Genomic DNA, 13,104 nt, shown 5'->3' on the forward strand with positions numbered 1-13,104 from the left:
ATGCAAGATTTATGTTTAAATTTATGGAATAAGGGTAAGATGGAATACGTATGAAATTACATTTTTCCTTGTCTCTTTGGCATGGGAAAAAAATGTAGAGAATAGAATGGTTTTAGAAGGCGAATTGTTTGACCTTTATTGACCTTACTAGTATTATGGAAATACATAGCAAAGATTTTTAAATTCCGTTTTTAAGGAGGAAGTAAAAATGAATTTAATCCCTACAGTTATTGAGCAAACAAACCGTGGAGAACGCGCATATGATATTTACTCACGTTTATTAAAAGACCGTATTATCATGCTAGGTAGTGCAATCGATGATAATGTAGCAAACTCAATTGTATCTCAGTTACTTTTCTTAGCTGCTGAGGATCCTGAAAAGGATATTTCATTATACATCAACAGCCCTGGTGGTTCTATCACTGCAGGTATGGCAATTTACGATACAATGCAGTTTATTAAGCCACAGGTTTCAACAATCTGTATTGGTATGGCTGCATCGATGGGTGCTTTCTTACTAGCTGCAGGTGAAAAAGGAAAACGTTTTGCACTTCCTAACAGTGAAGTTATGATTCACCAACCACTAGGTGGAGCACAAGGGCAAGCAACTGAAATTGAGATTGCAGCAAAGCGTATTCTATTCTTACGCGATAAACTAAACAAAATTTTAGCTGAGCGCACAGGTCAACCACTAGAGATTATTGAAAAAGATACTGATCGTGACAACTTCATGACTGCTGATAAAGCATTGGAATATGGATTAATCGATAAAGTGATGTTCCCACAAGATAATAAGTAATATTGAAAAGCAGAATGCGCCTGCCTATCGGCGACAAGCATAAGATAAGCGCTGACGGAAGGTGCTCTTTACCTTCAGAAGCGATTAGCTTATGACCTCGAGCCGATGGCGCATGGAGCTAGACATCGAAAACTAAGTACAAATTTTACACTTTCGGTAATTTAACAAAAAAACCTCTCACATCAGATCGTGAGAGGTTTTTACTATGCTTCTTTCTTTACAAACTCAGTTAATGCTTCTACTGCCGCTTCTTCATCATTGCCGTCTGCAATCAAGGTTACCGTTGAACCTGATCCAACCGCCAGACTCATCAATCCCATGATACTTTTAGCGTTTACTTTTTTGCCATCCTTCTCTAAAAAGATATCCGCTGAAAATTTATTAGCTTCTTGGACAAACAATGCTGCAGGACGTGCTTGTAAACCCGTTCTTAATGCAACCTCAACATGTCTCTCAACCATTTTTCTTCCTCCTCATTTTTCTGTAGCATTCTAAAGTTGATATTGATTTTTAGTTGTTTCCAATTCTACGTTTAAAGTACCTAAAAGGTTTCATTTTTTCACCAAAAATGATAACGCTTTATTTTTCTTCAAGTGAGTAAAACCTACTCACTTAATACCTTGGCCAGCACGAAGCTTATCTGCAATTTCATCGATTTTCCGTAGGCGGTGGTTAATCCCAGACTTGCTGATTTGGCCAGTTGTTACCATTTCCCCTAATTCTTTTAGTGTAACATCCTGATAGGCCACTCGTAGCTCTGCAATTTCTCGTAGTTTATCCGGTAAGATACCAAGACCAACTGTTTCATCTATATAGCGAATGTTCTCCACCTGTCTAATGGAAGCACCAATCGTTTTATTTAAATTTGCAGTTTCACAATTCACAAGACGGTTTACTGAATTTCGCATGTCACGAACAATTCGCACATCTTCAAAACGAAGAAGCGCTTGATGTGCCCCAATCACATTTAAGAATTCGGTAATCTTTTCTGCTTCCTTCAAATAGGTAATATGACCTTTTTTGCGTTCTAACGATTTTGCATTTAGGTCAAAAACGTTCATTAATTCACAAAGTGAATCATTATGTTCTTTATATAATGAAAAGATCTCAAGGTGGTACGAGGATGTTTCTGGATTATTTACAGAGCCTCCTGCTAAAAATGCCCCACGTAAATAGGACCGTTTGCAGCATTTCTTCGCAACTAAATCTGAAGAAATCTCTCGGCGTAGCGATACCCCTTCGAAAATCTTTAAATCTTCTAATATATCTCGAGCATCCTCGGTTAGACGAACAATATAAACATTGTTCTTCTTAAGCCTCATTTTTTTTCGAACCAAGAGTTCAACACTTACATTATAGCACTTTTTTAATAACGTATAAATTCTTCTCGCAATGGCGGCATTTTCGGTTTGAATATCGACCACAATCTTTTGATTGGAGAAGGAAAGTGCGCCATTCATTCGAATCAATGCAGAAAGCTCAGCTTTTGCGCAGCAATCTTTGATTTCTAGGTTAGTTAGTTCTTTTTTCGTTTCCGATGCAAATGACACAATTCCACCTCCCTTATTGTACTAATTAGTTTTTTTGAAGCAAGTCATATAACAGGTTCGCCACTTTAGTTGTATCATGCCTTATGACATTATTATCATATGAGATGATTTTATCATGTATAATTGACAACCCTAAAGTAGAAAGCCTTTCTGTATCATAAATTACTGGCTTTGCCAGTTCTTTTGCATATTTTTCTTTTATATGTTCAGGTACTTCTTCGTCATTTACAAGAATGGTATCGATGAACGATAGACCCATGTGATCATACAATGCTTGCACATGGTCACTGGCTGTAAAATTCAAGGTTTCTCCCGCCTGCGTCATTACATTGCAAATATACACTTTTTTCGCTTTCGCTTTGACCACTTCGTCACCGATTTTTGGGACAAGCAGGTTGGGTAAAATGCTTGTATACAGACTACCTGGTCCAAGGACAATCATATCTGCCTGTTGAATATTTTCAATTGTTTCATTTAATGGTTCGATATCATCAGGTGATAAGAAAACACGTTTTATTTTCTTCCCTGAATATGGAATTTTAGATTCACCAGATACGACCGTACCATCCTCCATTTCAGCATGTAACACAACGCTTTTATTGGCTGCTGGAAGGACTTTCCCTCTTACGTTAAGTACCTTACTCATTTCACCAATCGCATGGACAAAATCACCAGTTATCGTTGTCATGGCTGCTAGAATTAAGTTTCCTAACGAATGACCTGATAATCCATTTCCGCCTGCAAAGCGATGTTGAAACAAATCCTCAAACAGTGGTTCAACATCTGATAAAGCAGCTAATACATTCCGAATATCACCAGGTGGTGGAATATCCATCTCATCTCGAAGACGACCGGAGCTCCCTCCATCATCTGCAACTGTCACAATTGCCGTAATATCAACAGGTTGATATTTTAACCCTCGCAAAAGTACGGAAAGGCCAGTTCCTCCACCAATGATGACAATCTTAGGCTGTTTTGGTATGGTCATTACTTTCTTTCCTTTCTCCTCTCAATATCGCGGTGAGAAACATGGGTTTCATAGTCGTCCTTGAAATGCTTTGCGATATATTCGGCAAGTGTCACAGAGCGATGTTGTCCCCCTGTACAACCAATTCCAATTACAAGCTGGCTTTTTCCTTCTCGCTTATATTGTGGAAGCATAAAGGCAAGTAGGTCCGTTACCTTTTCAATAAACTTCTGTGTTTCGGTCCATTTTAGCACATAGCTAGAAACGTCATCATCTAGCCCTGTATTTGGTCTCATTGACTCAATGTAGTGTGGATTTGGGAGAAATCGTACATCAAACACGAGATCTGCATCGATTGGTATACCATATTTAAAACCAAATGACATCACATTGACTGAAAAAGTGGGTCTTGAATGTGATGCAAATTGCTTTAGTATTTTTTCACGTAATTCCCTCGGCTTTAAATCGGAAGTGTCATAAATATATTGAGCCCTTCCCTTTAGCTCTTCGAGTATTTCCCGCTCTGCTTGAATGCCTTCAAGTGGAGAACCTGTTGGTGCAAGAGGGTGTGAACGTCTTGTTTCCTTATAGCGTGTAACAAGAGTCGTATCCTTTGCATCAAGGAATAAAATTTGTGGAGCAATCCATGATTTTTCAGATAGATCATCAAGTGATTCAAACAGGCTATCGAAAAATTCACGACCCCTCAGGTCCATAACGAGTGCAACCTTATTCATTTTTCCGCCTGATTCCTTCATCAACTCAAGAAATTTCGGGAGCAATGTTGGAGGTAGGTTATCTACGCAAAAATAGCCTAAATCCTCAAAGCTTTGAATCGCTACCGTTTTTCCGGCACCTGACATCCCCGTAATAATGACTAATTGTATTTCACTTGTTGAACCAACACTCATTGCTATTGCCTCCCTAATGTCTAACTTGGATCTAATCTATATGATAATAATTGAAAATCTGGTGTATATGTAAATGTTCCATATATGACCCCAGAGCCTTTAAGTACGTAATCTAATATATGATAGTCACCAGGAGCCATCGGCAGATTCGATATATCTTGTATGTCCTGCCATTTAAGAATTCCTTCCTCGGATTCATCGACATTTTCTCCTTCATACTCAGTAGCTAAAAAAGAAAACATCATCCATTCGGAAGTAACCTTATCTCCCTCTTTTATAATAAACGTAAAGATCCCCTTAATATCAGGGTTCTTAATATAAATACCTGTTTCCTCACGGTATTCACGTATGCACGAATCACGAATCGATTCGCCCGGCTCCATTTTTCCTCCAGGGGCAACCCACCAGCCGCGTCGTGGCTTTTGTAATAGTAGAACTTTATTATCCTTGCGTAATAAACAGTTTGTTACTCTTTGCACTATCTTTCACCCCAAGTCGGTCGGTACACATTCGTAGTAGAACCGTTTGTAAGCAATTCTCATTGTTATTATTATACTATTTCTAACAAGTAGTCACAACGAACAAGATTTTCATATTTTTTTATAACTGAATTATTAATACTGGTAATAAGGAGGTTGAAAAGGACCGAGAATTTCAAGGCGGCGCAGCTTTGAGTACCGGAGCGTATGCAGTTAATACGTGAGGAACGGAGAAGCAAGCCAACGCGCTTCCACAGGATGTGGTGACATCGACGTTCGACACAGGATGTGTCGGTATTTAGTCGATGTTCCGCAATCGATGTGTCATTTTCGGCTGACTCAAAAAAAGGGGGCACAGGGGATGTGCCTGTGCCCAAAAAAATCTATTTTATAAAAAGGGGGTCAATTACTACTCTTATAATACTCAAAATATATTTCATGCGTGTTACAGGAGGGTTAAAACCAAATTACGATTTAACTTTGTTTTGTAAATTCCATTCATTCTAGAAATTGTAGATACAAGTAAGAGCTTTAACGAACCTTTACAACGAAATAATTGAGAGTCATTAAACGGTTATTCCCACTTCTAGTTCAAAATCTACTACTTTCTGCATATATTTCATTAAAAGTGTTTAACACCTTGGTATGAATGTTGGATTTTGCAAATAAAGGAGGAATGTGAATGATCGAAAAACTTACTGTTCGCCAAGAATTAGTGGAATTAGATAAAAAGCATTTCATGCATCCTACGTCACCGATTCAGCAACAACAAACGCAGGGACCAGCTTTTATTTTCACAAAGGGAGAAGGGGTCTTTCTTGAGGATGTAAATGGCAAACGTGTTCTTGATGGCATGTCCTCCCTCTGGAATGTGAATGTTGGTCACGGCCGAAAAGAATTGGGACAAGCGGCAATGGAACAAATGAATAAACTAGCATTCAGCTCATGCTTTGCGACCTTTAGCAATGAGCCCGCTATCCGTTTAGCAACAAAGCTCGCAGAAATTACCCCCGGTACGTTATCCACAACTTTTTTCACTTCAGGTGGCTCGGAAGCAAATGATACCGCATACAAACTAGCTAGGCATTACTGGATACTACGTGGGATGCCTGAAAAAAAGAAGATTATTTCACGTAAAAGATCATATCATGGAGTAGCAATGGGCTCAACTAGTGCAACTGGGTTGAAACCATTTCGCGATTTCACAAATTCATTAGCTCCAGATTTTTTCTATACAGATAACTTGTCAGCGGACGCATTGCGCGAAACCATCGAGGTCGAAGGACCAGATACAATTGCAGCGTTTGTGGCAGAGCCTGTACAAGGCGCTGGTGGTCTCCATATAGCTGAGGACTCTTATTTTAAAGAGGTGCGTAAGCTTTGTGACGAGTATAATATTCTATGGATCACGGATGAAGTGATTACGGGCTTTGGGCGGACTGGTCGCTATTTTGGTGTCGATCACTATGGGGTTGCTCCTGACATGATGTGCTTCGCAAAAGGAGTGACGAGTGGCTATGCCCAATTAGGCGGGGTCGTGTTAGCTGAATCCATATTTGACGATTTTAAAGAGCTATCAAGCGGAACTCTTCTGCATGGGTATACATATAGTGGCCATCCTATGGCTTGTGCAGTTGGGTTAAAAAATATTGAAATCATTGAAAATGAAGGTTTGATTGAGAACTCTATGAAAATGGGACAGAAAATGCTCGATGGATTTACATGGATTCAGGGAGAAAACAGCCTTGTGAGTAATGTAAGAGGACTCGGCCTTATGGGAGCCGTTGAGATTAATAGCCCTCAATACGTAAAAGGCCCTTTAGCGCCGACTATTGTAAATGAAGCAGCTAAAATCGGATTAATCTGTCGATCTGTTGTTTTTGACGGCATGGATACACTCGTGTTCGCTCCACCACTCTGTATTTCCAAACAAGAAGTTGAACTCCTAATTGAAATGCTCCATCACGCCATCTTCAGAGTAGAACGCAGTCTATGAATACTACTATTTCACAATAAATACCGCCCTTTATAAGGCGGTATCTTTTGTGGAGTTATTCACATGTGGATAAGTTTTCTACTCGGTAGGTATTTTCTTTTTGATGGGCTTTTGATTTTTTGTGATAATTTGATAGTAATCTGTTCTACGGTCTTTAAGTGGCGTTTCTGTCCCAATATTACGGTTTCGGCGTAGACTTTCAAGGTCAACTTCTCCCACCACAATGGTTTCAATATTTGGGTTACATTCGCCCACAATGCCATTACTAGAGAACGTAAAATCAGATGGTGAAAAGATCCCAGACTGTGCATATTGAACATCCATATGTGGGACATGGGAAAGGTTACCCACAGTTCCTGCAATGACGGTATACACTTGGTTTTCGACAGCACGAGCCTGTGAACAATAGCGAACCCGTAAATACCCCTGTTGATCCTCTGTGCTAAATGGCGTGAAGATAATTTGTGCGCCTTTATCCACCGCAATCCGAGCTAACTCTGGGAATTGAATATCATAGCTTACTAAGATTGAGATTTTACCACAATCCGTATCAAACACGTGCACTCCATGACCTGGTTGAACTCCCCACCACCTTCTTTCATCTGGCGTAATATGGAGCTTGTATTGCTTATCAATCGTTCCGTCTCGCCTAAAGAGGTAGGCAACATTATAAATTCCATTATCCTCTTCAACGAAATGCGACCCACCGACAATATTAATATTGTATTTTACGGCAAGCTGTGAAAAAAGATTAATATACTCCTCTGTATACTCAGCAACCTTTTTAATTTGTTTACTAGGAACTTGTTCATTTATAAAAGACAGCAACTGCATCGTGAAGGTTTCAGGGAAAACGGCAAAGTCTGAATGAAAGTTTGAGCTAGCATCAATAAAGTATTCACATTGTGTGGCAAAATCCTCAAAGGATTGTATCTTCTTCATCATGTATTGAATGACGGATATCCGTACCGGTAGCGCACGTGTATAGATTCGTCTCGTTTTCTTCGGTAAGTAATCAGGATTGTTCCATTCCATTAAGGTTGCATACCCCATGGAATCTCGGTCTGTTAAATAATTGGCATTCACCCGCTTTAGAACAAAACCATTCATCATTTGAAATGTGAGGGCAGGGTCATAGATGTTCTGCTGAATGACCTGTTCCACGTATTCCCTCGCTGTCATGTCAGCTGCATATTTATGATAGTTTGAGATTCTTCCTCCAATTATAATACTTTCCAAATTCAACTCTTGAGTAAGCTTACGTCTCGCTTCATACAGTCGGCGGCCTATTTTCATCCTACGATAATCTGGATGGACCATCACATCAATTCCATATAAATTTTTCCCATCTGGATCATGATTCCGGATATAGGAATTATCACTGATTTCGTTAAATGTGTGTTTATCATCATACTCATCAAAATCTACAATAAGACTGGAGCAGGAACCGATAATTCGTCCATCATATTCCACGCAAAATTGACCTTCCGGAAAAATAGATAAATGGCTTTCTAGCTGATCCCGCGCCCACGGCTCCATATTTGGAAAACAAATTTTTGACAGTTCAATAATCTCACCAATGTCCTCATGCCGAATATTCCGTAGCACAATCTTCTTTTCGAACCTTGATAAATCAATCGGTGACACAAAAATCTCCCTTTCTGGGGTTCTCGAACGGTGCACTAAAGCGACTGTCACCACTCGTAGGTTGTCAAAAATGATTTTCTACCCCTTTTATATAACTATATTAATGTAGGAGCTTTTATATTTCTTTTGGATAGGGTATTTTGATTGATTGCTTTTACTGTAATGGAATATGAACAAGCTTATGGTTGTATGTAGGACTTATTCCCATATACTAGTAATAGAGGATCATACGTCAGGTTGGGAAATGGAGTGAGCTAGATGATTTTTTCAGTGCTTGCGTTTTTATCTTTCATATTATTTTTCGTTACTATTGCTTTGGCGATTAGAGGGAAACACAACTATTATTGGGGGGCAGCGCTCTCAAGCTATATTTTTAGCTTTTTGGCAGGTTTTTCGATTGGTCAATTGACGGTGGGACTACCATTTATTTGTTTAATCCTTGCTATCGGTTATAGCTTTAAGTGGATTCGAACAAAGGTTCAAGCGTTACTATCTCTTGGAATCGGAATATTGATCGCGTATGTGTTGGTTATTTATGTAGATGATGCCTATTTGTTTTATCCGTTCTGGTTTTTCGTAAAATGAGAATGGTTGATTACTAATAAAAAAAGTCGAGCTCGATTACGTTTGCTCGACTTAATTAGTACCTTATCGAAGTGGTATTTCAAATTCTTCTTCATCCATTGTAACCTTGAGCACTAATGGCTTATCTGTTTCAGAAACAGTTTTCGGTACTTGGAAATAAATATGAACCTTTCCTTCTGTTAATGACGAGACACTCGCACTGCCGATTTTCGTACCTTCCTCTTCTTCAGTTCCAGCTAGGCCCTCAAATTCATGCTTTCCATCATAAAGTAAAAAGAATTTAACCGGAGCAAGCTTGTGTCCATAATGAAAAATGTCTGTTGTATCATTATTAATGGTTCCAGATATATGTAAAAAAGTCTCAGAATCCGAGTTAATTGTACGTGATCCTAGTACAGTATCAGCTTCTGCATTTGTAGCACTAAATTCTTGAACAAATGATGCATTCGTAAGTTTAATTTCTACAGCATCCTCAGCATAATAAAACACTTTATCTGAATCAAATAGGTTTTCTGTTGGTTCTGTATTTTGTTTATCGTCTTTACCAGAGGCCCTGAACACCTCTTCTTCCTTGCCATTTGATTCTTCACTATCTGCTGTGTCTTCTTTTTCTTGCTCGTCAGCTTTCTCTTCTTTCGTATTTGCCTCTGTCTCTTCTGTGCTTTCTCCCGACACTTTACCATTATCATCTGCAGCTTCATCAGAACCACCACAGGCTGTTAACGTAACTGCCAGTATGATTGTTAAAAACAAACCAATCCATTTTTTCTCCATTTTGTTTCCCCTCCAAAGTTCATTCACTCAAGGATTTATTATATTATCCAGATTTTGGGGCAACAACTAAAAAAGAGAGAAAGAAAGCAAAATGGGAAAAACATCCCTTGTCTCAAAATAAATTTCTCAATACCTTTTACCTATTATAGGGAGTAAATACCTATATCGAGTGCAATATATTTTTTTTGCATGTTTTAATATTGTCTATGGTGTTTGTGATAGCGGTAATCCATATATCGTTTCTCGGCTTAGTTTTATACTATTTAGGAGGTTATAAAATTCAGACTGGAAAATAAGGTTCAGTTATCGTTTTTTGGATATTTTATCCACTTTGGAATGGTATTTTGATAATTTGACGAGATTTGCATTCGCAAACCAGGGTTCCGCATGCTTTTGTGCGGCTGGTTCAAGAAAAACCATTCGCGATATCCAGTAGATGGAAAATACAACTCGGATAGTCGTCTTTTCCGGAAATTTTATCCACTTACGAATGGTATTTTAGACAATTGACGAGATTTGCATCCGCAAATCAGGGTTCCGCATGCTTTTGTGCGGCTGGTTCAAGAAAAACCATTCGCAACATCTGTATATGGTAAATCAGCATGCAGTTTAGGAAGTTTGCGCCATACCAGTAAAAAACACCCCCACAAGTGGAGGTGCTTCATATATTATGCTTTCATTTTTTCAAGTAGTTCTTCTACGTAGTGCTGAACGGATTGCGCTGCGATACTTCCATCACCAGTTGCTGTTACAACCTGACGAAGGGTTTTCTCACGGATATCCCCAGCTGCAAAAATGCCAGGTACTCTTGTTTCCATTTTTTCGTTTGTTTCGATATACCCGTTAGCATTTGTGATACCTAGGTTTTCAAACGGCTTTGAAAGTGGGAGCATTCCAACGTAGATAAATACTCCATCTGCACCAAATTCTGTTTCCTCACCAGTTTGTGTATTCACTAATGTTAGGCCGCCTACTTTACCATCTTTTTCGTGAATTTCCTTCACCGTATGGTTCCAGATAAAATCAACCTTTTCATTATCAAATGCACGTTGTTGCAGGATCTTTTGCGCACGAAGCTCATCACGACGATGAACGATCGTTACCTTTGAAGCAAAACGAGTTAAGTACACGCCTTCTTCAACTGCAGAATCTCCTCCACCTATAACGACAAGTTCTCTATTTTTAAAGAAAGCTCCATCACATACTGCACAATAAGAAACACCACGGCCACCAAGTTCTTGTTCACCCGGAACACCGACCTTCTTATATTCCGCACCAGTAGAGATGATGACAGCACGTGCTTTATACTCTTTGCCACCGGCAATCACTGTTTTATATTCTTCACCATCGATTACTTCTTTAATATCACCATATGCGTACTCTGCACCGAACTTCTTCGCATGCTCGAACATTTTTGTAGATAACTCAGGTCCTAAGATAGATTCAAAGCCAGGATAGTTTTCGATATCCTCCGTGTTCGCCATTTGTCCGCCTGGAATCCCACGCTCAAGCATCAACGTTGATAAATTCGCACGTGAGGTATATACAGCAGCAGTCATTCCTGCAGGTCCAGCACCGATAATAATGACATCATAAATTTTTTCTTCCGTCATTTTTATGTCTCTCCTTAATCCTCTGTTAAATTAGTTCTTTTTGTAGTATCTCCTACCTCTATCCTATAAAAACCTGTCAAAATCCGCTATTAATATGCTCACTGCAAGAGTTCTTTTACAAATTTTACATATTTCATAACTGTTGCCTTAGAAATCTTGTATTTCTCCGCAACTTGTTGTTGAGTAACCGTATGTGATTGATGATTACGCCAAATGTATTCAGTCGCAGCTGCCCATGCATGCCAATTAGACACATTAAACTCTCGCTTAACTGCTTCATCATAAATCATTAACCATGTTAGATAGAGCTCTTCGTTCGCTGAATCATCATGCTTATTATTTGTAAAAAGTGTATCCGCGATATGATAGCCATCAATGATATAGGATGGAATTTTGTTTGATTTTTTCTTTTTATGCAATACGTAATTGGCAAATTCTTGTTCAATTGTAGCATGGAATTGGATATGCTTTAAATCCGTCGGAACTAGAGAAGTATTTGTTTTGCTTGCTAAAAACAAACCATATAATCGCTCTTCAATAAAATCGCCAGTTAACCAGCGATCAAGCACATCACTAATCGGCTTCGTACGGTCAGATTCCCATGGTGCAGAGCCCTTTTTACTTGGGTTTTCCTCCAGAACTCTTTTCCACGCATTCTTCGCTACATCTTCATGTCCTGTGAAATAAGCCGAATGGGAGAGCCAATAATAGAACGTTTCATCCCCTTCAAAGCCGCTGCGCTGCAAGTTTCGGAGCCATTTAAAAGCAAGATCATGTCTGCCGACTAACCCAAATGTCGCACCAAGCTTATAGCGGTGCTCAAAAAGCATCGGAGAAACCATCGATAATCGTTTTGTGAGCTCTTTTACCTTCTGTGTTTTTCGCTGATAGTAAAGAAAAACAAGAGTATTACAGAGTGCATGAAGATTTCCAGGGTTTTTACTTAATACTTCTTCTAGTATCTTTGATGCATTTTCCACATCACCTGAATAAAAATAGGCAAGAGCTAGGTTATTATAGGCTGACCAAAACTCCGGATATTCACGAGTGATTTCCTTTAAATGAGTAACGGCTTCATCTAATCTTCCTGTTTCAAGAAACTCTCGAGCCTGTTCTTGTTTAACAATCAGTTCATCCTGATGATTTGCTGAGTCTTCAAAATCTCCCTCTTCAAGACGTAACAAATCAAGCAAATCCTCTGCATCCTCAGAAAAATCACCATTCGGTTCTCGTTCCAAATACATTTCAGCATACTTACCAGCCTCTTGAAACAGACCCAAATGCGCAAAATTATTTGCCTTAAAATAAAAACACTCTGGCATATCAGAATCCAGATCATCGGTTATTTTAGTAAGATATTGATTTGATAGGTGATAGTCGCCGACCTCAGTGAGCGCTACGGAAAGCTGACATAAAAACATAGGCTCCTTCGGTTCAAGCTGCACAGCACGTTTCAAGTGTTTTATCGATTTATATATATCATGTTGGCGATATGCCTTTAATCCTTTTTTGAAATAATATTCTCCCGTCTGGATAAACGGAATAACCTTTGCACTTCGCTGTCTTTCTTTTATGTTTTGTTTTTCCATCGGGTTCCTCCACAATAAATCAAATACGCCTTGCCGTATTTGCGACGATATAAATCGAGGCATCCTCGTAAGGCCATACCTTTACTCAGAAGGGATAATCCTCTACTGAATGTATATATTTATTTTATTTGATCTTCTACTAAATAAGTTTATTTCCCAACGTAGTATACCATATTAAACCGCTAGAAACATAG

General features: G+C 39.0%; 12 protein-coding genes. 3 read left to right on the plus strand and 9 right to left on the minus strand.

The annotated features are described in order from the left end of the window. Positions 1-208 precede the first annotated feature (208 nt). Complete coding sequence (gene clpP, locus ACWNMY_RS07310; protein ID WP_449537576.1) at positions 209-799, plus strand: ATP-dependent Clp endopeptidase proteolytic subunit ClpP; 591 nt, start codon at positions 209-211, stop codon at positions 797-799. Between the two features lie 203 nt (positions 800-1,002). Here the strand turns inward: clpP and ACWNMY_RS07315 are convergent, their stop codons facing one another. The 5 genes from ACWNMY_RS07315 to ACWNMY_RS07335 all read right to left on the minus strand — a co-directional run bounded on the left by ACWNMY_RS07315 (position 1,003) and on the right by ACWNMY_RS07335 (position 4,706). Beyond that, complete coding sequence (locus ACWNMY_RS07315) at positions 1,003-1,260, minus strand: HPr family phosphocarrier protein (RefSeq protein WP_449537577.1); 258 nt, start codon at positions 1,258-1,260, stop codon at positions 1,003-1,005. A gap of 147 nt (positions 1,261-1,407) precedes the next feature. Beyond that, positions 1,408-2,349 (minus strand): DNA-binding protein WhiA, encoded by a 942-nt coding sequence (gene whiA, locus ACWNMY_RS07320; RefSeq protein WP_449537578.1) that lies wholly within the window; start codon positions 2,347-2,349, stop codon positions 1,408-1,410. 25 nt (positions 2,350-2,374) lie between these two features. Next, positions 2,375-3,331, minus strand: coding sequence for a gluconeogenesis factor YvcK family protein (locus tag ACWNMY_RS07325; RefSeq protein WP_449538410.1), 957 nt, complete (start codon positions 3,329-3,331; stop codon positions 2,375-2,377). 5 nt (positions 3,332-3,336) lie between these two features. Beyond that, positions 3,337-4,227 (minus strand): RNase adapter RapZ, encoded by an 891-nt coding sequence (gene rapZ / locus ACWNMY_RS07330; RefSeq protein WP_449537579.1) that lies wholly within the window; start codon positions 4,225-4,227, stop codon positions 3,337-3,339. A gap of 20 nt (positions 4,228-4,247) precedes the next feature. Continuing rightward, positions 4,248-4,706, minus strand: a complete 459-nt coding sequence (locus tag ACWNMY_RS07335) for an NUDIX hydrolase (RefSeq protein ID WP_449537580.1) — start codon at positions 4,704-4,706, stop codon at positions 4,248-4,250. Positions 4,707-5,388: 682 nt separating this feature from the next. Between ACWNMY_RS07335 and ACWNMY_RS07340 the strand changes: the two genes are divergently transcribed. Then, a complete protein-coding gene (locus ACWNMY_RS07340) occupies positions 5,389-6,702 on the plus strand; it encodes an aminotransferase family protein (RefSeq protein ID WP_449537581.1) in 1,314 nt (437 codons plus the stop codon). A 78-nt stretch (positions 6,703-6,780) separates the two neighbouring features. Here ACWNMY_RS07340 and ACWNMY_RS07345 read toward each other — a convergent pair whose 3' ends face one another. Next, the gene (locus tag ACWNMY_RS07345; RefSeq protein ID WP_449537582.1) at positions 6,781-8,349 is read right to left on the minus strand and encodes a GNAT family N-acetyltransferase; all 1,569 of its coding nucleotides are present in this window, start codon (positions 8,347-8,349) and stop codon (positions 6,781-6,783) included. A 258-nt stretch (positions 8,350-8,607) separates the two neighbouring features. Between ACWNMY_RS07345 and ACWNMY_RS07350 the strand changes: the two genes are divergently transcribed. After that, the gene (locus ACWNMY_RS07350) at positions 8,608-8,934 is read left to right on the plus strand and encodes a hypothetical protein (RefSeq protein ID WP_449537583.1); all 327 of its coding nucleotides are present in this window, start codon (positions 8,608-8,610) and stop codon (positions 8,932-8,934) included. 63 nt (positions 8,935-8,997) lie between these two features. Here the strand turns inward: ACWNMY_RS07350 and ACWNMY_RS07355 are convergent, their stop codons facing one another. The 3 genes from ACWNMY_RS07355 to ACWNMY_RS07365 all read right to left on the minus strand — a co-directional run bounded on the left by ACWNMY_RS07355 (position 8,998) and on the right by ACWNMY_RS07365 (position 12,910). After that, positions 8,998-9,708, minus strand: a complete 711-nt coding sequence (locus tag ACWNMY_RS07355; RefSeq protein ID WP_449537584.1) for a hypothetical protein — start codon at positions 9,706-9,708, stop codon at positions 8,998-9,000. A 668-nt stretch (positions 9,709-10,376) separates the two neighbouring features. Further along, positions 10,377-11,321 carry a thioredoxin-disulfide reductase gene (gene trxB / locus ACWNMY_RS07360; protein WP_449537585.1) on the minus strand — a complete coding sequence of 315 codons (945 nt, stop codon included), beginning with the start codon at positions 11,319-11,321 and terminating at the stop codon, positions 10,377-10,379. 98 nt (positions 11,322-11,419) lie between these two features. Next, complete coding sequence (locus ACWNMY_RS07365) at positions 11,420-12,910, minus strand: tetratricopeptide repeat protein (RefSeq protein WP_449537586.1); 1,491 nt, start codon at positions 12,908-12,910, stop codon at positions 11,420-11,422. Positions 12,911-13,104: the final 194 nt, after the last annotated feature.

Source organism: Ferdinandcohnia sp. Marseille-Q9671 (genome assembly GCF_976954385.1).